Annotated in this window: 16 protein-coding genes; 7 read left to right on the top strand and 9 right to left on the bottom strand. The window is 47.7% G+C overall.

Going from position 1 to position 19,813, the window contains the following annotated elements:
- Nucleotides 1-970 precede the first annotated feature (970 nt).
- Complete coding sequence (gene polA, locus K0H59_RS20950; protein ID WP_088212759.1) at nucleotides 971-3,739, bottom strand: DNA polymerase I; 2,769 nt, start codon at nucleotides 3,737-3,739, stop codon at nucleotides 971-973.
- Between the two features lie 385 nt (nucleotides 3,740-4,124).
- Here polA and elbB point away from each other — a divergent pair, with 385 nt between their 5' ends.
- Nucleotides 4,125-4,781, top strand: a complete 657-nt coding sequence (gene elbB, locus K0H59_RS20945; protein WP_011718815.1) for an isoprenoid biosynthesis glyoxalase ElbB — start codon at nucleotides 4,125-4,127, stop codon at nucleotides 4,779-4,781.
- Nucleotides 4,782-4,858: 77 nt separating this feature from the next.
- On the opposite strand, the gene glpG is transcribed toward elbB, so the two are convergent.
- The 5 genes from glpG to K0H59_RS20920 all read right to left on the bottom strand — a co-directional run bounded on the left by glpG (nucleotide 4,859) and on the right by K0H59_RS20920 (nucleotide 9,239).
- A complete protein-coding gene (glpG, locus tag K0H59_RS20940) occupies nucleotides 4,859-5,701 on the bottom strand; it encodes a rhomboid family intramembrane serine protease GlpG (protein WP_220054281.1) in 843 nt (280 codons plus the stop codon).
- Nucleotides 5,698-6,003: a thiosulfate sulfurtransferase GlpE gene (gene glpE / locus K0H59_RS20935; RefSeq protein ID WP_088212818.1), complete on the bottom strand. Its 306-nt coding sequence runs from the start codon at nucleotides 6,001-6,003 to the stop codon at nucleotides 5,698-5,700. Before glpE ends, glpG begins: the two co-directional genes overlap by 4 nt.
- Before the next feature lie 98 nt (nucleotides 6,004-6,101).
- Entirely contained in the window at nucleotides 6,102-7,127 is a 1,026-nt protein-coding gene (gene tdh, locus K0H59_RS20930) for an L-threonine 3-dehydrogenase (protein ID WP_011624622.1), read from the bottom strand.
- A gap of 11 nt (nucleotides 7,128-7,138) precedes the next feature.
- On the bottom strand, nucleotides 7,139-8,332 hold the full coding sequence (locus K0H59_RS20925) for a glycine C-acetyltransferase (RefSeq protein ID WP_220054280.1): 1,194 nt from the start codon (nucleotides 8,330-8,332) through the stop codon (nucleotides 7,139-7,141).
- A 259-nt stretch (nucleotides 8,333-8,591) separates the two neighbouring features.
- Complete coding sequence (locus K0H59_RS20920; protein ID WP_011624620.1) at nucleotides 8,592-9,239, bottom strand: TetR/AcrR family transcriptional regulator; 648 nt, start codon at nucleotides 9,237-9,239, stop codon at nucleotides 8,592-8,594.
- A 245-nt stretch (nucleotides 9,240-9,484) separates the two neighbouring features.
- Here K0H59_RS20920 and waaA point away from each other — a divergent pair, with 245 nt between their 5' ends.
- The gene (gene waaA, locus K0H59_RS20915; RefSeq protein ID WP_220054279.1) at nucleotides 9,485-10,759 is read left to right on the top strand and encodes a lipid IV(A) 3-deoxy-D-manno-octulosonic acid transferase; all 1,275 of its coding nucleotides are present in this window, start codon (nucleotides 9,485-9,487) and stop codon (nucleotides 10,757-10,759) included.
- 6 nt (nucleotides 10,760-10,765) lie between these two features.
- On the opposite strand, the gene K0H59_RS20910 is transcribed toward waaA, so the two are convergent.
- The gene (locus K0H59_RS20910; RefSeq protein WP_220054278.1) at nucleotides 10,766-11,518 is read right to left on the bottom strand and encodes a 3-deoxy-D-manno-octulosonic acid kinase; all 753 of its coding nucleotides are present in this window, start codon (nucleotides 11,516-11,518) and stop codon (nucleotides 10,766-10,768) included.
- 88 nt (nucleotides 11,519-11,606) lie between these two features.
- On the opposite strand from K0H59_RS20910, the gene K0H59_RS20905 reads away from it, so the two are divergent.
- Genes K0H59_RS20905 through K0H59_RS20895 form a run of 3 tightly spaced genes read left to right on the top strand, consistent with a single transcriptional unit; the run spans nucleotide 11,607 to nucleotide 14,884 of the window.
- Complete coding sequence (locus K0H59_RS20905; protein ID WP_220054277.1) at nucleotides 11,607-12,650, top strand: glycosyltransferase family 9 protein; 1,044 nt, start codon at nucleotides 11,607-11,609, stop codon at nucleotides 12,648-12,650.
- 52 nt (nucleotides 12,651-12,702) lie between these two features.
- Nucleotides 12,703-13,788 carry a glycosyltransferase gene (locus tag K0H59_RS20900; RefSeq protein ID WP_220054276.1) on the top strand — a complete coding sequence of 362 codons (1,086 nt, stop codon included), beginning with the start codon at nucleotides 12,703-12,705 and terminating at the stop codon, nucleotides 13,786-13,788.
- Between the two features lie 19 nt (nucleotides 13,789-13,807).
- Nucleotides 13,808-14,884, top strand: coding sequence for a CDP-glycerol--poly glycerophosphotransferase (locus tag K0H59_RS20895; RefSeq protein ID WP_023266189.1), 1,077 nt, complete (start codon nucleotides 13,808-13,810; stop codon nucleotides 14,882-14,884).
- 35 nt (nucleotides 14,885-14,919) lie between these two features.
- Here the strand turns inward: K0H59_RS20895 and K0H59_RS20890 are convergent, their stop codons facing one another.
- Together K0H59_RS20890 and K0H59_RS20885 are read right to left on the bottom strand one after the other, a co-directional pair.
- A complete protein-coding gene (locus tag K0H59_RS20890) occupies nucleotides 14,920-16,092 on the bottom strand; it encodes a glycosyltransferase family 4 protein (RefSeq protein ID WP_220054275.1) in 1,173 nt (390 codons plus the stop codon).
- A 316-nt stretch (nucleotides 16,093-16,408) separates the two neighbouring features.
- A complete protein-coding gene (locus tag K0H59_RS20885) occupies nucleotides 16,409-17,479 on the bottom strand; it encodes a glycosyltransferase (RefSeq protein ID WP_220054274.1) in 1,071 nt (356 codons plus the stop codon).
- A 276-nt stretch (nucleotides 17,480-17,755) separates the two neighbouring features.
- On the opposite strand from K0H59_RS20885, the gene coaD reads away from it, so the two are divergent.
- Both coaD and K0H59_RS20875 read left to right on the top strand, forming a co-directional pair.
- Complete coding sequence (coaD, locus tag K0H59_RS20880) at nucleotides 17,756-18,247, top strand: pantetheine-phosphate adenylyltransferase (RefSeq protein ID WP_011718800.1); 492 nt, start codon at nucleotides 17,756-17,758, stop codon at nucleotides 18,245-18,247.
- Nucleotides 18,248-18,313: 66 nt separating this feature from the next.
- The gene (locus K0H59_RS20875; protein WP_220054273.1) at nucleotides 18,314-19,786 is read left to right on the top strand and encodes a capsule assembly Wzi family protein; all 1,473 of its coding nucleotides are present in this window, start codon (nucleotides 18,314-18,316) and stop codon (nucleotides 19,784-19,786) included.
- Nucleotides 19,787-19,813 lie beyond the last annotated feature (27 nt).

Raw genomic sequence — 19,813 nt, 5'->3', positions numbered from 1 at the left:
TATGGTCGGATGCCTCGAGTGCATTCGGCCATCTTCCCCTGCGATATCTCCCTATAAAGCAATCTATTTCTCCCCCCTTAAATTTTGGGCAAAAAAATAGCCGATAACATTAGTCACCGGCCAAAATTTTAGCTCTTTTGGGGAGAAGCTAAATTCAACAAGACTCAAGCACCATCAAATTACCTTCAATGGTTCTCAATGAAGACAGCATACATCGAATTTACCTTTTATTAAAGTAAATACTCTAAAATTTGCTCGCCTTTGTTGAAATCATCCCTAGGCCGAAAAAAGAGCAAAAAAAAGCCCCAGCAAACAAGTTGCTGGGGCGCCAGAATTTGGCTCGTCACTATTAGTGAAATAAAGGTCTGAAAGATAGAACATCTTAACCTCTGTACCCTACGCAGAGAATAATACGCTATTTATCTTTAAATGGAAAACAGTTTTTTTGAAAAAGTGATAATTGTGTGCGGTAGATCTCAACTTTTAGGTGAAAAAAACAGCTATGTTTGATCTGATATTTTCACAAAAGGCATTAAAGTCACTGATTTAGCTAAATTGACCGTATTTTTAGTACAGAATTGATCAATTTTTCAGATTTAATGTTTTTACTCTATTTTGGTGATTGTTCTTGGTTGTATCCATCAGCGAACGATTGTTTAGGCTTGCGTGGATTGTCACGCGGATAGAAGGTTGTAGTTATGGCGGCGTTGAAGCATCGAGAATTGAGGTGGAGGATTGCATTTGGTGACTGAGAGCATTGTACGGAGAGTCAAATGCTGTTTCCCGCTCTTGAGGCGGCTTAGCCATTAAGGTTTTCGCCTGCGTAAGCAACTTCTCGTTATGTTGTTCTTTGCAACGTCGAGTTTAGCGGTGCCTAAAAGTCGCACCAAATATAAAGGCTCATCCGATAACGGACGAGCCTTGTTTGGGTAAAACTCAATGTTAGAAGCTAAAGTCTAGAGTTTGAATGCTAGTGGGCTTGATCCCAGTTATCACCAATACCGGCTTCCGCCAGAAGTTCCACGTCCAGATTGGCCGCTTTGGCCATGAGCTCACACACCTTGAGCTTGAGTGCTTCGGCTTTATCGGCATCGACTTCGAACACTAATTCGTCGTGGACTTGCATAATCATGGCGATTTCACCTTGGGTATTGGTTTTTATCCAATCGGCAATGCTGATCATGGCTTTTTTTATGATATCTGCGGCGGTGCCTTGCATTGGGGCGTTAATCGCGGCTCTTTCTGCTGCTTGGCGGCGCATTGCATTACGATCGCGAATTTCGGGTAAATACAAACGGCGACCAAATAGCGTTGAGACATAGCCAAGCTCTGCTGCACTGGCTCGCGTTTCTTCCATATACCTTAATACGCCTGGATAGCGGGCGAAGTAAGTGTCGATGTAGGTTTGCGCTTCATTACGGGGAATGTCGAGCTGACGCGCCAATCCAAAGGCCGACATGCCGTAGATAAGGCCAAAGTTAACGGCTTTGGCGCGGCGACGCTGCTCCGAGGTTACGCTGTCAAAGTCGGTGCCAAATACTTCGGCGGCGGTGGCTCTGTGAATGTCTTTACCTTCGGCGAAGGCTTTGAGTAAGCCTGCATCTTGGGATAAATGCGCCATGATCCTTAGTTCAATCTGTGAATAGTCGGCGGCTAAAATCTTACGTCCTTGAGGCGCAATAAAGGCTTGGCGAATACGGCGACCTTCCTCTGTGCGGATTGGAATATTCTGTAGATTAGGTTCGCTCGAGGATAAACGCCCTGTTGCGGCGTTGGCCTGATGGTAGCTTGTATGTACCCGACCCGTTTTCGCATTCACCATTAAGGGGAGCTTGTCGGTGTAAGTACTCTTTAACTTGGTCAGGCTGCGATGCTCAAGGATCACTTTGGGCAGGGGGAAATCCAGTGCCAACTCGACCAGCACTTCTTCCGCGGTAGACGGTGCGCCCTTAGGAGTCTTTTTGATGACTGGATAGCCCAGCTTTTCAAAAAACAGCACTTGCAGTTGCTTTGGTGAGCTTAAATTGAATTTTTCACCAGCAATATCATAAGCTTTTGTTTCTAACTCATCGATTTTACGCGCCAGTTCATCACTCTGTTGGCCGAGCAACATACTATCGATAAACACGCCTTGGCGTTCAATATCGGACAAGATTTGGATCAGCGGCAGTTCAATATCGGTAAAGACCGAGGCTAATTCGGTTTCTTTCTCGAGTCTTGGCCACAGGTGTTGATGTAGGCGTAGGGTTATATCGGCATCTTCCGCCGCATAGGGCGCTGCTGTTTCGAGTGGAATTTGATTGAAAGTCAGCTGTTTAGCGCCTTTACCCGCGATATCTTCGAAGGCGATATTTTTATGGCCTAGGTATTTAAGTGCCAACCCATCCATATCATGGCGTGATGCGACCGAGTTAAATACATAGGATTCGAGCATAGTATCGAATACCACGCCTTGGAGTTTTATGCCGGCATTGGCCAATACGCTGATGTCATATTTCAGGTTTTGACCAACTTTTTTGATCTTGGCGTCTTCGAGTATCGGACGCAGCTTTTCGAGGGCTGTCTGCTTATCTAATTGCGCGGGCGCGCCAACATAATCGTGGGCTAAGGGTAGATAGGCGGCTTTACCAGCTTCAACAGCAAAGGACAGGCCAACCAATTCCGCAACCATATAGTCTAGGCTGGTGGTCTCGGTATCTACGGCCATTAATGGCGCCTGTTTGAGTTTGGCAATCCACTCATCGAGTTGAGCTTCGGTCAGAATGGTATCGTATTGGGTTTCAATCGTGACACTAGGCGTTGATTCTTCTTGGGTTTCGGCCGTTTCAACTTTTGCTGCGACCGTCGTTGGCGCCTTATTATCTAAGACTTCGGCAAGCCAACGTTTAAATTCCATTTCGCCGTAGCATTTGATCAGCTCATCTCTATCTGCGGGTTTGGCTTCGAGTTCGTGCCAATCCTGTTCGAGCTCTACATCGGTTTTAATGGTGGCCAGCTCGTAGGACAGCTTTAGCATGTCGGCATTGTCGATGATCTTCGCCGCCATGGTTTTTGCACCCCTAAAGCCTAATTCGGTGACTTTTTCGGGTTCTGCAAGCAAATTGGCGACACTACCCGCCCCTGTGAGCATGGCTAATGCGGTTTTTTCGCCTACACCGGGTAAACCGGGAATGTTATCTGCCTTATCGCCCATCAACGCCAAGAAATCGATAATTCTGTCTGGGCCAACACCATATTTAGCCGCAACCTCTTCAGGGCCCATGATGGTATCTGTCATGGTGTTGATCAGCGTGATATTTTCATCAACCAGCTGCGCCATATCTTTATCGCCAGTGCTGATCAGTACGGCGCGGTTTTCGCGGCTCGCTTGGCGAGCGATAGTGCCGATAACATCGTCCGCTTCAACACCCGGAATAGAGATTAAGGGCAAGCCCAAGGCGCGGATAATACGGTGCAGGGGTTCAATTTGTGAGCGCAGGTCATCCGGCATCGGCGGGCGATGTGCTTTGTATTCTTCATATAAGTCATTGCGGAAGGTTTTGCCTTTAGCGTCGAACACCACTGCAATATGGCTAGGTTGATAACGGCTTAATAAGCTGCGGAGCATATTCACTACGCCATAAACAGCACCAGTAGCTTCGCCCTTTGAGTTTGTCAGGTGAGGAGGCGCATAATAGGCGCGGTATAAATAAGAAGATCCATCCACAAGGACAAGTGGGTTATTGGCTATGGTCGGCATAAGTAATGTTCGTTTATCGATGACTTAGATGGCGGTAAGCATGCCACAGATACGGTATTTCAGCCACGGCAAATTGACTCTCAGCCTGTGGATAACTCTGTGAGTGAAAAAGTCAACTGTGAATAATGGCGATATTTACGGCTTGGTGCGATATTTTTAAGTTGTTGATTTTTATATTTTTAAAATATTTGTGTGAGTTCAATACTGTTTCTTGAAAAATCTTCCTGATTTGTGGATTTCTTCTTGACTCCGTAAAATACCTAAAAGCTGGCTTAAATTTCACCGACCCTTAGATTCGACGAACTAAGTTAGCACGATTTTTAAGCAGATCAACCATTTTGTTTACAGTTTGTTAAAACCAAATGACATAAGAAGGATATTTATAATGAAAAAAATCGCAGTATTGCTCAGTGGGTGCGGTGTTTTCGATGGAACAGAGATCCATGAATCGGTTTTAACGTTATTATCTCTGTCGAAAGCGGGGGCTCAGTATCAATGTTTTGCTCCTGATATCAATCAGATGCATGTGGTTAATCACTTCACGGGTGAAGTAGACAAGACGGCGACACGCAATGTGCTGGTTGAATCGGCACGCATCGCCCGTGGCGAAGTAAAAGCAACCACCGAACTCGATATTACCGATTTCGATGCTCTGGTTATCCCTGGCGGGTTTGGGGCGGCGAAAAATCTGTGTAACTTCGCTACTAATGGCAGTGAGTGTGAAGTGAATCCACTCGTGACTGATTTTATTAATGAATTTATTCTGGCGAAAAAGCCCGTCGGCTTTATTTGTATCGCGCCTATGATGATCCCGCGCTTATATGGACACGGTGCTAAGGGCACTATCGGTAATGATGTGGATACAGTAGCAGCCTTTAATCTGATGGGCGGCCATCATCAGGCGGCGACTGTGCATGATATCGTGGTGGATGAGGCGAATAAGATTGTCAGCACGCCCGCTTATATGCTGGCGGGGAACATTGCCGAGGCGCACTCTGGTATCGAGAAACTGGTCGCTAAGGTACTAGAACTGGCCAAGTAACTGCGCCTAAATGCAGCAGGGTAAGCCATTGGGGCTTACCCTGCTTTTTAATCGAGCGTGGAAGCAATCGCGGTGAGTTAGCGAGTGACTTTACTGCGACTATCGAACCAGCCTTGGGCTAGACCTATCAGTAATCCGCCAATATGGGCGCCATTCGCTACTGACACGCCTAAGAAATCCGTAAAGCCTAACACGAGCCAAATCAACATAAATCCCATGTAGGAGGGCGGTAAACCGATTCCTGCTGCGGGTTTGCGGATCCCCATAACCCAAGTGTAACCGGCGACGGCATACACTACGCCCGACAGGCCGCCAAAGTTGGGGCCGCTAACATAGTATTGGACGACATTGGGTAAAGTACCTGCGACCAGTAGCATGATTAACAGCGGGGCTGTGCCTATGCGAGTCTCGATTTTGCCACCCAAATACCACCACCAGAGTAAGTTGAAGATGATATGCATGGCCGAAAAATGCATCAGGCTCGGGGTAAACACACGCCAGAATTGACTGAAACTGGTGTCAGGCACCGCGCCGAAATAGGAGAGAGTTTCATAGACCGGGCCGCCGAAGCCTAAATTCATCGCGGCATAAATCAGTACACAGAGGCCGAAGATGATAAGAGTGACTGGGCCAGCACCTGTGATAAATTGCGCAAAAAGCTGTAAAGAAGGGGCGCCATAGTCGAACTTAGTGTGGGTATCACCATGCTCCCATGAGGCTTGTAAGTATTTGTTATCGTAAGGATGAGCGATAAAATGGGCGAACTCTTTACGGGCTTGCTCGGCATCTTGATCGCGGATAACCAGAATAGCGACTCCCTGTGGCAATGGCTGAATTTGGCAGTCTATCTGTTCACCTTTGAGGTAATCGACAAAGGCCTGCGCGGCTCTGCTGTTGGGGAGTCTGCCAATCTCTATCATGCATTGGCCTCATGCCAAGCGCTAAAGCCACCATCTAGGCTATAGACATCATCGAAGCCTTGCTCACACAGGTATTGCGCAGCATTTTGGCTGCTGATGCCATGGTAGCAAACCACCACTAAAGGACTGTCCATATCCGCTTGGCCGATAAAGTGCGCCAGATTCTCGTTATTCAAATTAAATGCGCCATCAATGTGGCCGTTGTTAAAGCTGTGACCATCGCGGATATCGACGATTTGCACTGACCTTGACTCGGTCATTTGCACTAATTGATTCACGCTGAGGTGTTTAAAGGAAGACATAATAAAACCTGAAATAACAGAAAAGGGATAAGCGATGGGATAAGTGTGCAACATGGGACTGCATGTGTACAGCCCCATGATTGGCATAGCTAAGAGAATTAATCCCAGCTGAGGATGACTTTACCGGATTGGCCCGAGCCCATAGCGTCGAAGCCTTTTTGGAAATCATCAATCTTGTAGTGGTGCGTGATGATAGGCGAAATATCTAAGCCAGATTGGATCAAGCTTGCCATCTTGTACCAGGTTTCGAACATTTCACGGCCGTAAATGCCTTTGATGACCAGACCCTTGAAGATCACTTTGCTCCAATCAATCGCCATTTCGCCACCCGGGATACCGAGCATCGCAATTTTGCCACCGTGGTTCATGGTATCTAACATGGCGTGGAAGGCCGAAGGTACGCCTGACATTTCCAGACCCACGTCGAAGCCTTCGGTCATGCCGAGTTCTTTCATCACGTCTTTCAGACTTTCCTGAGCCACGTTAACGGCGCGAGTGGCGCCCATTTTTCGCGCCAGCTCTAAGCGGTATTCGTTAACGTCGGTAATGACCACATGGCGAGCACCAACGTGGCGACACACGGCCGCAGCCATAATACCGATTGGGCCAGCGCCAGTGATTAACACGTCTTCGCCCACTAAGTCGAATGACAGCGCAGTGTGTACTGCGTTACCGAATGGGTCGAAGATTGAGGCTAAATCATCGCTGATATCATCGGGAATTTTGAAGGCGTTAAAGGCTGGGATCACTAAGTATTCGGCAAATGAACCTTCACGGTTTACACCCACACCCGAGGTGTTACGGCATAAATGGGTGCGACCCGCGCGGCAGTTTCGGCAGTGGCCACAGGTGATATGGCCTTCGCCAGAAACGCGGTCACCAATTTTAAAGCCACGCACTTCTTGACCGATATCAACCACTTCACCCACATACTCGTGACCTACCACCATAGGTACTGGAATGGTTTTTTGTGACCATTCGTCCCAGTTGTAGATGTGCATGTCGGTGCCACAAATGGCGGTCTTTTTAATCTTGATCAGCAGATCGTTGTGGCCCATTTCAGGCTTAGGCGCATCGACTAACCAAATGCCTTTTTCGGCTTTTAACTTGCTTAGTGCTTTCATTTTGTAGGGTCCTAAATAATCGCCATTTCTTTAGCGATACGGGTAAAGGCTTCAATCGCTTTGTCGAGTTGCTCACGGGTGTGGGCCGCCGACATTTGAGTACGAATACGGGCTTGTCCCTTAGGCACCACAGGGAATGAGAAGCCGATAACGTAAATATGTTCTGCTAATAAACGGTTAGCGAAATCGCTCGCCAGTTTGGCATCGCCAATCATCACAGGGATAATCGCGTGGTCTGCACCGCCTAAGGTAAAGCCTGCCGCTGACATTTTTTCGCGGAAGTAACGGCTGTTTTCCCATACCGCTTCACGCAGTGCTTGGCCCGATTTGAGCATCTCTAATACATGGATAGAGGCAGTTACAATTGAAGGCGCCAATGAGTTAGAGAATAGGTAAGGGCGAGAGCGTTGACGTAACCAGTCGATGACTTCTTTTTTACCTGAAGTGAAACCGCCCGATGCGCCACCTAAGGCCTTGCCTAGGGTGCCGGTGATAATATCGACACGGCCCATCACGCCACAGTGTTCGTGTGAACCACGGCCGTTTAGGCCGACAAAGCCCACGGCATGTGAGTCGTCAACCATGACTAATGCGCCGTATTTATCGGCTAAATCACACACGCCTTGCAGGTTGGCGATGACGCCATCCATTGAGAATACGCCGTCAGTGGCGATCAGAATATTGCGCGCGCCAGCAGCTTTCGCGGCGATCAATTGCGTCTCTAAATCCGCCATATCGTTGTTGGCGTAACGGAAACGTTTGGCCTTACATAAACGCACGCCATCGATGATAGAAGCATGGTTTAAGGCGTCGGAGATAATCGCATCTTCGGCATCTAACAGGGTTTCGAACAGACCAGCGTTGGCGTCGAAGCAAGAAGAATACAGAATCGTGTCTTCCATGCCGAGGAACTCACTCAGGCTGGCTTCGAGTTGTTTGTGGATGTCTTGGGTTCCACAAATAAAACGGACTGAAGCCATACCAAAGCCGTGGCTGTCTAAGCCTTGCTGTGCGGCTTTGATCAGTTCTGGGTGGTTAGCTAGGCCTAAGTAGTTGTTGGCGCAAAAGTTAACAACTTTTTGGTGATTAACTTGAATGGCAGTCTGTTGCGGTGAGGCAATAACACGCTCGCTTTTATATAAACCTTCGGCTTTAACATCGGCAAGCTGTTGATTAATCTGTGCGTAGAATGAGGTAGAGGCCACCTGATATCTCCTTAGTTAACTTTATTCTGATTCTGGGAGTTGCGGCATTCTAACGCTAAACCCTATCGGCCTACAGCCTTTTTTTCATGCAGGTTAGCTAGATAAATTAGTTTAGGGCTAAAGGGGTTGTTACATTATAAAAACTAATGTGCAACATGGTCGGCTTTAGGGTTGCATCACCGCAGAGGGCATAAATTGAGTCCGCATTTAGCACCTTTAACCTGTTGAGTTTAGTGCTAAATGCGACGGCGCGGGACGATTAGAGCGAATCTTGGGTCGCTAGCTCGTGGTAGTGTTGCTCTAAACGGCTAAAAGTTGCTTGAGAGGTTGGTGTGGCGTAGGCCTTAAAAATCATCAATACCCGCAGTACACCTTCGTACAAAATGCCTTTAGTGATGGTCGAAGTGCTGGACTGAGTGAGTTGATAACCAATCCAGAAACTCACAATCATCTTAATGGTGTCGGCAAGTTGGGTGATTTTGTCATTGTCGATATTTAAAAAACCATCTTGCTTGAGTTTATCCAGCACGTGGCTCGAGCGCGTTAATACTTGCTGCTGCGCCTGCAGATAACGGCTTTTTAATTCTTCATCGCGGGCGAGAATATCGGCCAGATTGGCGTACATAAAACGGAATTGCCACAGGGTATAAAACATCGCGTCGAAATAACCAATCAATTGCTCCACATTGACTTGCTCGCCTTCATAGGGTTGGAATCCCGATTCGAGGTGCGCCTCGTAGAGACTGAAGATCGAGCGAATAATGTCTTCCTTATTACGGAAGTGGTAATAAAGATTCCCGGGACTCATATTCAGGTGAGCGGCAATATGATTGGTGGTGATATTTCGTTCGCCGTGCTCATTGAATAGCTCAAGGCTGGCATAGATGATTTTGTCGCGGGTTTTCATATATTTTCCAAGTGGCTAGTGAACGCTACAAATTGATTAAAGAAGGCTAACCAACGACCGCTACACTGCTGGTAAATTATCCCTAATTTAAAATCGTATGGATTTATCCCAATGAATAACAATTCAATACGATTGATATCCCCAAACAATCTCAAGAGGCTGAAACTCGTATCTTGAGGTCGCTTGGGGATATTATGCTAACATTGCCGCTATTCATCAGGCAAAAACTCATAAGCACGATTTTTATGAATCGATTTTTTTACAGTGTGCTGCTTTATCTATTATCCCCTCTGCTCATTGTCTATTTGGCGTTCCGTGCCATTAAAAGCCCTGATTACCGTGGCCGCTGGGGCGAACGCTTCGGATTAACACGACTGGCGCATACGGATTTGCTGATCCACTCGGTTTCCATGGGCGAGACGCTGGCGGCCATTCCCTTGATCCGTTTGATTATGCAATCGCACCCAGAGCTAAGTATTACGGTTACAACCTCAAGCCCCACTAGTTCTGCTGAGGTACGTAAAGCCTTTGGTGATCAAGTACAGCATTGCTATTTGCCCTTCGATTTGCCCTGGTGCGTGAACCGCTTTCTGCGTCAGTTATCTCCCAAATGGTGCATCATTATGGAGACCGAGCTGTGGCCGAATCTCGTGGCGCTGGCGGCTAAGCGCGGCGTGCGCTTGATGCTCGCTAATGCTAGGTTGTCGGCCAAATCGGCGGCGCAATATGCCAAGCGTCCACACTTGAGTCGCCCTATGTTGCAACGCTTAGATGTGGTTGCGGTGCAGACCCAAGCCGAAGCGCAGCGGTTTATCGACCTTGGGGTGCCTGCTGATAGAGTCACAGTCTGCGGCAGTTTGAAGTTTGATTTAAGTATCACTCCTGAACGATTAACCCTAGCGCGAGATCTAAGGCAGACTTGGGGAAAAGAGACTGCGCCCGTATGGGTAGCGGGGAGTGTTCACCCCGGTGAGTTTGATGCCATGCTGAGCGCCCATAAGCAGCTGCTCGCTAAATGGCCTGAGGCGTTATTGGTGATTGCGCCACGTCATCCTGAGCAGTTTGCGGCGGTGGCCGACGTCGTCGCCAGCCAAGGTTTTGAATTTGTACGCCGCAGTGATGCTCAAGCGATAACCGCCACGACGCAGGTGCTGGTGGGCGATACCATGGGTGAGTTGTTAACCTTCTATGGCGCTGCCGATCAAGCCTTTGTGGGCGGGACCTTAATTGAAAATGGTGGCCATAATCCCTTAGAACCCGTGGCCATGGGCGTGCCTGTGATGGTTGGGCCAAATCATTGGGACTTTGCCCAAATTACTCAAATGTTGGCAGATGCGGGTGGCTTGCGAATTGTGAGTTCAGGCCAAGCGCTGGGGGATAATTTAATTCAGTATTTTGAGCAGCCAGCATTACGCCAACAAGCCGCTAAGGCAGGCCTTGCTGTGGTTGAGGCCAATCGTGGGGCTTTGCAGCGTCAGTTTGCTCTCGCCGAATCGTTACTCACGCGCCAAACAGCCTAACGCCGTTTAGGCTTTGGGGATCACTGGGTGATAGCCCGCGAGCAAAGCCGCCCAGTCGGCGGGCGTAAAGGCAAGCGTAGGCTGCTTTCCTTGCTCTTTATTGAAGGAGCGTAGCAGCCTTTCAAGATTAGCCTTTTGCCATTGGGCATTGGGCGTTTTGATTTCACCCCTATCAAAATCAATCAGATAGAAACGTTCTTGTACGCCATCCGTTTGCTGTGGTTGCCACAAAATATTCTTCGCGTTTAAGTCGGCATGGTAAACGCCGCGACGATGAAATTGGGCAATAGTGGCGCCGAGTGCTTGCCATTGGGCTTGGCTCATAGAGCCTTTGGTTAACTTGGCGACCAAGTCTTCGGCGCCATCGACCCGCTCGATAATAATGTCGGCACGGTAAAACAAACCATCGCGCACAATATTGGCGGCAATAGGTTTAGGCACCGCAAATTGCTCGCGGTAGAGCAGGTCGAGCAGCCTTAGTTCGCCCATGGCGCGGGTGTTTTCAAGCCCAGTATAGAAGTAGGCATCCTTACTGAATTTCTCCATCAGACCGCCGCGCCAGTAGTGTCGCAATACCCAATGGCGCTCGTTAAAGGCCACAAACCAAGTGGTGTAACGTCCCTTGGATGATCCCACAACCGCGGCTTTTTCTCGCCAGAAATCCACCGAAAACCAAGCCGGAGTGATGTCTTCAGGCGTATCTTGGCAAAGTGCCATATAGCCATCGGCGGTATTTATGATTTTGATTTGTGCGTTCATGGGAGATTTGTTGACTTAAGCGTGGCACCTGCGGCCATTCTACATTAAGATCCTTAGCTTGCGCCAAATAACCTTAAGAGCTATTCGCTTGAGTTTAAATCCCAACACCATGAATTCTCTCTGCCTGCTTAGGCTATCGGCTATCGGTGACGTCTGTCATGCCGTGGCTATGGTGCAGGCGATTCAACGGCAATATCCCCAGCTCAAAATCACTTGGGTGATAGGCAAACTCGAATACCAACTATTAAAGCACTTGCCCGGTATTGAGTTTGTGATTTTCGATAAATCTCAGGGCTGGCGCAGTTATTTCAACTTGCATAAAGCCTTAAAAGGCCGCCGCTTCGATGTCTTGTTGCACATGCAAGTCGCGCTACGTGCGACCTTAGCCTCCCTCGCGATTTCGGCAAAGATTCGGGTCGGATTCGACCGTGCCCGCGCCAAAGAAGGTCAATGGCTGGTCACCAATCATAGGGTCGAACCTTTAGCTCAGCCCCATGTGCTGGATGGCTTTATGGGGTTCGCCAAGGCGATTGGTGTTAGCGATATCACCCCGAGTTGGAATATTCCAGTCCCTCAAGCGGACACCGAATTTGCCCAACGCCAGATTGCCGATGGCGAGAAGGTACTGGTTATTTGCGCGGCCGCCAGTAAAGCCGAGCGTAATTGGTTGCCCGAGCGTTATGCGGCAGTAGCGCAACATGCGGTAAATAAGGGCTATAGAGTCATTCTCTGCGGAGGTCCTACGGCACTTGAAAAGGCATTGGCCGACGATATTGCCAATGCATGCTCTGCCAAACTCGATAACTTAGTCGGTAAAACCAGTTTGACTCAATTGCTGGCTCTGCTGAAACGCGCCAGCCTAGTGTTAGCGCCCGATACTGGCCCTGCACACATGGCGGTCACGCAAGGGACGCCTGTCATAGGTTTATATGCCCATTCCAACCCAGGTCGCACCGGGCCTTATTTATCGCAGCAATATGTGGTGAGCGCCTATCAAGAGGCCATCGCCTCACAGCAAAGCGGTGAGGTGAAATGGGGCACCCGTGCCAAGGGCGAGCACCTTATGGCGCTAATTAGTGTCGAAGCCGTGATAGAGAAATTTGATCAGGTTATTCAGCAGACACACAGTTAACCACTGTTAGCCTGTCACCCTGAGTTTTGGATTATCGTTTAGGAGAAAAATCATGCGGATAGCCATAGCCATCGACAGTTTAGCGGGTGGTGGAGCCGAGAAGGTCATGATTACCTTGGCAAAGCAGTTTATTAGCCTAGGGCATGAGCCGCATTTTTTGGTCATGGAAGATAATCGTTATTACGAAACGCCTGATAATTTACCTGTTCATCAATGCTTTGCTGACAAAGATAAAGATTATGACCATTTCGGGCGCCTAGGGGCATCGGTCGATAAGTTACGGGCAAAGATTGCCGAGATTGAGTCCCGAGTCGGTAAGTTCGATCTGTTTTTATCTAATCTTGATAAGACCAATTTGATGATGACCAAAACCGGGGTGACACCACTCTATGTGATTGTACATTCATCGGTTGAAGAAGAATTGAGTCGTCAGTTTAAGTTAGGCCCCTTCGCCTACTATAAGAAACTGCGGGCGAAAAAAGCGCTCAATGGCCAGCATTTGATCACTGTGTCCAACGGCATAGCTAAAGAGATTCAAGCTAAGGGACGTTTGCAGCCAGCATCCATGCGAACTATCTACAATCCATTTGAATTTAATGAGATTGTTGCTCAGTCGCAGCAAGAGAATCCGCAAATCCCTCAGGGTGACTATCTGATCCACGTGGGACGTTTTGCTAAGCAGAAGCGCCACGATGTGTTGTTTGAGGCCCTTAAACAGACCCAAAATCAGTTACCTGTGGTGCTGTTATGCCATAACCACAAGAAGGCGATTAAAGCGGCGAAGAAATTCGGCATCGAGAAGCGCTTAATCATTCCTGGATTCCAGAGTAATCCTTTTCCTTGGATCAAAGGTGCGAAAGCACTGGTGCTAAGTTCCGATTTCGAAGGATTACCGACGGTATTAATCGAATCCTTAGCCTGCGGCACGCCAGTGGTCAGTACCGATTGCCCACACGGGCCTAATGAGATTTTGACCGGAAATTTGGCTCCCTATCTCGTGCCCCGTCGCAATCCTGCGGCTTTGGCGAAGATGATTGACGCCGTGGTCGCCAAGCCGCCATCCCTCGACAATGTGGAGATTTTAGCTAAGGTGGATGCGACTGCGATTGCCGAACAATATCTCGCGCTAGCGAAATAATTTACCCGAGGAGAAAGTGGTGGAAGCGCGTAAATCAAATAAAAGACGTTATTTGTTCTACATAGCACAGAACTATTCCTATGCGATGCTAAGGCCGCTGCAGCAAGTGATTCTGGCGCGTGGCGATGAGGCGTGTTGGTTCCTCGAAGGCCGTGAGGTCGACCCCAAATTCCTTAAAGCGGATGAAAAACGCTTACCCGATATCGATGCCGTTAAGGCATGGAAACCCGATGCCGTGTTCGTGCCGGGTAACGTAGTGCCAAGCTTTATCCCTGGGGTTAAAGTGGGGGTGTTCCACGGTTTTAATGCGGGCAAAATGAATCATAAGGGGCGAGAAGATCACTTCGAAATCCGTGATTGCTTTGACTTGTATTGCACCCAAGGGCCGGCGACGACGTTACCTTTCCTTGAGCTAGAGAAAAAAATCGGCACCTTTACTGTGGCCGAAACGGGCTGGCCAGCGCTCGATCCCTTATTTATTGAAAATAAAGATAATCCTTACATTAAGCCCGATGATCCACGGCCAGTAGTGCTGTTTTGCTCGACATTCTCCCCCAGTCTGACCTGTGCGCCAGAGGTATTCGAGCAGATTAAAGCCCTGTCGCAAAAGAGCCAGTGGCGCTGGTTGGTACAGTTCCATCCTAAGATGAAGCCAAGTATTGTTGAGCAATACAAGACTCTCGAAAATGAGAATCTCCAGTTTGTGGAAACCGACAACGTGATCCCGCTCTTGCAGGCGGGGGATGTGATGCTCTGCGATACTTCTTCGATTTTATTGATGTTTTTAATGCAGCGTAAGCCTGTGGTGACCTTTAAAAATCAGTCACCGAAGGCGCATTTAATCGATATTAACCGAGTCGAAGAGATTGAACCTGCACTCACGAGAGCGCTTAGCCGCCCCGATGATTTGATGGCGCATATCCATGATTATTGCAATCAAATCCACCCCACGGGAGATGGTCAGTCTAGCCAGCGTGTACTCGCGGCAACCGATGCTCTGATCGATAAGGGAACCGCTTGGCTGAAACCTAAGCCATTGAACCTACTGCGACACTTTAAAATGCGCCGCAAGTTAGGCTATTGGAAACTGTTTTAAGAAAAAGTAAGGCCGACATAGTGTCGGCCTTGTTTTTAGCTTTGCGCTTTAGTCTCTTCGACCAGCTTAAAGATAATTTCTTGCATATTTTTCTGAAAATCTTCAATGCTGTGAGTCTCTTTGATGTAGTTCACCGCTTTTAGCGCCAGCTCTTGGCGGAGTGGCTCGTTTTCCATCAAATGGCGGATACCGTCGACAAACAGTGGGACTTTATCGAAACCATCTCCTAGTACTGTGCCTGTAAATATCCCAAATTGGCTGGTGAGTTCATCGGGATCACGACAGCTCACGAGCAGCGTTCCGTAGGATAAGGCTTCCAAAAACGAAATAGGTAGCGCCTCGTGGATTGAGGTGTTCACTAAAATCTTAGCGTCCTTAATCAACTGTGCCTTTTTCTCGCCCTCAACATGCCCCACAAAGTGTAAGTTGGGGATATCGAGGTAGTTATTCATGATGGATTGGTTTTTCTTCGACTGTCTAAAGGATTGACCAAGCATGAAAAATTCATATTCTGGCATCAATTTGGCAATCTCACAGAATAACCAGCCACGCTTAACCGACTCGATACGGCCGAGGAAGATAATGTGATTTTTCTTCGGATGGGTTTCAACATCGAAGCTGTGATCAATCTCGATAGGATTAGGTAAGTATTTGATCTCGGTTTTATCGTCGAGGTTGTAGAGATCCCGCGCTTTTCTATCGAGAAAACGTGCTTGAGAAATAAACGAGACTTTACCCGCGGCCCATAGGTCATGGACAAATTGATAAATATTGCTATCCCAATAACTTTTCTCAGGAAAAAGTTTTACGGTATTAATTTCATCCCATTCATAATCGGGGCGTGGATCTTGAACCCAGAACAACAATTTTTTATCGATATTGGGGATTGTTTTAAGAATACGATAGGAATGGGTCGTCATTTCGATGGATAAAAAAAGATCATAGTTTTTCTTTTTTAAGAATCTGATATTAAGAAAATCCATAAACTTAGCGGCAAGGCGATACACTTTGATACCATCGATCATATAACGACGGGGAATTAATCGCTGTTTGCTGCAATCTTTTTTTATTAGTACTTCTACTTCAATGTTCTCATTGGGTAGATGTTTGGCGATCAGGTGACGGGCCAGAAAGCCGTATCCACCGTACACTGTACCTGTACCACCAAAATATTCATCGACTAATAAAGCGACCTTTAGCTTACTCATAACTACCCCAAAAATACTCACTAAATCCGTTTGTGAGACAAATTTATTCCAAGCGGAATATTTTGAGGTTTTTAATTCTGGCGATCAATTAAATAATGATTTAATTAATGCAGGACGCGGTATTATATAATTAATTGTTCGTTAAATGTTTTTAATTTGTATCACCTTAATCAATAAGTATGATGACATTAATGGTTTGTTGATACATTTGTTATATTAATTTTTATTTTAAATAGTGTTTCATGCTGTATCAATTTGTTGCGATATTAATTAGAACGCCAATATAAGAAATGGCGTTCTAATTAAAAGTGAAAATTTATTTCGCTAAGTTAATATATTGAGCGGCAATATATTGGCTGTCTACGGCCTTTAATATTTCTAGATTGTCTAAAGCGGGTGGTGAGGCCAGACACTCCAGTGCCTTTTGTGCCAACAGCGCGGGTTGGCGAACGGGGACGAGATATTGTGCTAAATGCCCTGTGAGAATTTCATTGGGCCCGTGTGGGCAATCCGTACTGACGACAGGCGTACCACAGGCTAAAGACTCAATCACAACGGTCGGTAGGCCTTCAAAATCTGAGCTGAGTAACATCAACTCGGCTTTGGCAATCCAGGCGTAGGGATTGTGTTGGAACCCTGGCGTGATGATTCTGTGTTCGACACCGTATTTCTTAGCGAGTTTGCGTGCCTTTTTAGGGCGGTTGCACAGCAGGACAAGCTCAGGGGCCGTTGGCATATCCCTAAGTGCCTTAAATAAAATGTCGTGGCGTTTCTGCCGTGTCACGCGGCCGACATGGATCATATAAGGCTCGCTTGGGATCTCGGCAATTTCTTCCTCAGTCTTCTTGCGGATTTCTTCCAATCTAAAGGGATTGTAGATGGTCTGAACGCTTTGTGGCTTCAGCCAAGAAGTGGCTCTTAGCTCATCGGCAATCCCATTGGAAACCGTAATGATCTTTTTACCAATCAGTGCCTTGGCCTTTTTCCAGCGACGCCAGAAATGCACTGGACCACGCTTTAATTCCATCAAGAGTTCTTGCTTAAGGGCGCAGTGGCAAAAGTAGTAGCAGGGATCGAAATCGCAGCCGGAAACAACCACATCGCAGTCGGTGGAGTTACTTAAAAATAGCGAGAACTTACCCGATTGTTCCGCTTCGGCCACCTTGGCCTGCAGGCGTTGTCTTTGCTCCTGTAGGCTTGGCTTTTGACCTGCTTCATATAGGTAATGAATCGTCACATTTTCTGGCGGCATAAAATCCCCTTCTTTATGGAACACAAAGAGGTGAACATCTTGCCCGGCTTCCTGCAGCACTTCTGCCTGGGATAAGGCGATCTTGACTGTGCCGTTCGAGAAAAAGTTATGGCAAAAAATGGCGATTTTTTTCATATAAGTGCTCTGATTACGTGGACTTAATCGGTTGTGGTGTGGTTTCAATCCATCGAGGTTGGACGAAAAGCCGCTGCCTACTTAATCCAATATATAGCGAGTCGGCATTATATCAGCTCATGCCTTTACATGGGCTTAATCCGAGGAATTCTTGCCAGTATTTCAATTTTTAACCGGATTTTCAGCGGTTTTTATCGGGATGATTCACTCAAGTGGCTAAAACGAGTAGACTGGCGACAATGATTTTTGGGTATCTATCTGAGTCGAGTCAGCAAAGTGCATACAAGAGCGATTTATCCTGGGACCTTCGATCCCATTACCAATGGTCATGCCGATTTGATTGAGCGTGCGGCTAAGTTGTTTAAGCATGTGATTATTGGCATTGCGGCCAATCCATCCAAGCAGCCAAGGTTTACTCTCGAGGAGCGCGTTGAGCTAGTAAACCGCGTCACTGCCCATTTGGATAATGTGGAAGTGGTTGGGTTTTCGGGCCTGCTGGTGGATTTTGCCAAGGAACAGCGTGCGAGCGTGCTAGTGCGTGGTTTGCGTGCAGTTTCCGACTTTGAGTATGAATTCCAATTGGCCAACATGAATCGCAGATTAAGCCCTGATCTTGAGAGCGTATTTTTAACACCGGCCGAAGAAAACTCCTTTATTTCTTCCACCTTAGTGAAGGAAGTTGCGCTGCATGGCGGCGATGTGAGTCAATTTGTACACCCTGAGGTGGCAAGCGCGTTGACCGCCAAGCTTAACCTTGCAAAAGCCTGATAAGGCTGAGTATTTCTATAAAACCTTTGAGGCATCAGGCCTCGCGATGATAATGAAAAGGATGTTATGAAGGCTTTTTTGACCCCCACTATCCTCGTTGCTAGCGTTGCATCTGGTTTATTGTTTTCTGCTTCCGTCGCTGCCGCCCCTTGGGTGGATGCCTCGGACATTTATTTAAGGGCCGATATTCAAGCACTGGCCGATGCGGGCGTGATCCGTGTGCCTGTGAATACCTTCCCCTTGATGTGGTCGGGGATTGGTGGCGACTTAGCAAAAGTCGAACCCGAACTATTGTCTCCCCGATTAGTGCAAGCCTTTGCCAGAGTTAACTTTTATTATCAAAATGCCGTCGATAATCGCGGCAATGCTAGGGTTAAACTCTCGGGCGCGACCGATCCCGCTCGCTTCCAGCATTATGGCTCCGACTATCGTGAAAAGGGTGAGGCTAAAGCCTCCTACGAATACTTAGGTTCGCGTGTGGCCTATAAAACCACAGTTGCCGAGACGTACGATCCGCAAGATAACAAAAACTTCCGTCTCGATGAGTCTTACTTTGCGGTGATCATGGGTAACTGGATTGCGACTTTAGGCACGGTTGAGCAATGGTGGGGCCCGGGATTTGACTCGGCATTGCATCGTTCTAACAACGCGCGCCCTATGCAGTCACTGTCGCTCAGCCGTAATAATGCTGCCGCCTTCGAAACGCCATGGTTATCTTGGATTGGGCCTTGGACCTTCAAGACAGGTTTTAGCATTGCCGAAAAAGAGCGCGCCGTGCCTAAAACGGCGGAATGGGATATGCGCTTTACCGCCAAACCCCTTCAGCAGCTAGAAATTGGCCTGTCTTGGTCGACACTATTTTGTGGTGAAGGGCAGAATTGCGACTTCGATTCTTGGTGGGACTCGGTGGCAAGCAATGCGGTGTGCATCGACGGTTCGGATTCTTGCTTGGCCGATCAACGTCGCGACGCGGGCCATAGAACCCAGAGCATCGATTTACGTTATGCCGATACTTGGCAGGATATTCCCGTGGGTTTGTACCTTGAACAAAGCTGTGAAAACGGCAGCGATTGCGGCTCACTTTGGGGGATAGATACCCATTTCGGCACGTCGGGTAAGCAATTCAAGCTATTTATGGAATACTCGGATACCTTTGTCGAGTGTGATGGCAAGCCTAACTGCTTCTATGAAGATCCTGTCTACATGAGTGGAGCGCGTTACTACGGTAGAGCCTTAGGTTCGACCTATGATAGCGATGCTCAAGTTTTTGTGTTGGGTTTAGTTGGCCAGTTCCATAACAGCCGCGGTTTTACCTCGCTCCTGCGTTATGCCAAGTTGAATAAAGACGGCACTAATGTGGCGACCACATGGGCGCCACAGCCACCGAAGGAAGACTTGCTGATGCTGGAGCTTTCCTATCGTATGCCTGTGTGGAAGGGTATGTGGAGTCTGGGCGGTACAGTATCGAGATCGGAATTTGATGTACAAGAAAACGATACTAATGCGACTTTCTTCAGCAGTTTTGAATACCGTTTTTAAGCGTTAATCCAATAAAAAGGCCTGCAA

Source organism: Shewanella sp. FJAT-51649, from assembly GCF_019457435.1.
GTDB classification, from domain to species: Bacteria; Pseudomonadota; Gammaproteobacteria; order Enterobacterales; family Shewanellaceae; genus Shewanella; species Shewanella mangrovisoli.
This window is presented reverse-complemented; position numbering and strand designations above follow the sequence as displayed.

Bases quoted from the DNA above. Each gene is read 5' to 3' on its own strand.
- K0H59_RS20890 (WP_220054275.1), bottom strand. From the start codon at position 16,092: ATGAGTAAGCTAAAGGTCGCTTTATTAGTCGATGAATATTTTGGTGGT.
- tdh (WP_011624622.1), bottom strand. From the start codon at position 7,127: ATGAAAGCACTAAGCAAGTTAAAAGCCGAAAAAGGCATTTGGTTAGTC.
- glpG (WP_220054281.1), bottom strand. From the start codon at position 5,701: ATGATAGAGATTGGCAGACTCCCCAACAGCAGAGCCGCGCAGGCCTTT.
- K0H59_RS20920 (WP_011624620.1), bottom strand. From the start codon at position 9,239: ATGAAAACCCGCGACAAAATCATCTATGCCAGCCTTGAGCTATTCAAT.
- K0H59_RS20875 (WP_220054273.1), top strand. From the start codon at position 18,314: ATGAAGGCTTTTTTGACCCCCACTATCCTCGTTGCTAGCGTTGCATCT.
- polA (WP_088212759.1), bottom strand. From the start codon at position 3,739: ATGCCGACCATAGCCAATAACCCACTTGTCCTTGTGGATGGATCTTCT.
- elbB (WP_011718815.1), top strand. From the start codon at position 4,125: ATGAAAAAAATCGCAGTATTGCTCAGTGGGTGCGGTGTTTTCGATGGA.
- K0H59_RS20885 (WP_220054274.1), bottom strand. From the start codon at position 17,479: ATGAAAAAAATCGCCATTTTTTGCCATAACTTTTTCTCGAACGGCACA.
- waaA (WP_220054279.1), top strand. From the start codon at position 9,485: ATGAATCGATTTTTTTACAGTGTGCTGCTTTATCTATTATCCCCTCTG.
- K0H59_RS20900 (WP_220054276.1), top strand. From the start codon at position 12,703: ATGCGGATAGCCATAGCCATCGACAGTTTAGCGGGTGGTGGAGCCGAG.
- K0H59_RS20910 (WP_220054278.1), bottom strand. From the start codon at position 11,518: ATGAACGCACAAATCAAAATCATAAATACCGCCGATGGCTATATGGCA.
- glpE (WP_088212818.1), bottom strand. From the start codon at position 6,003: ATGTCTTCCTTTAAACACCTCAGCGTGAATCAATTAGTGCAAATGACC.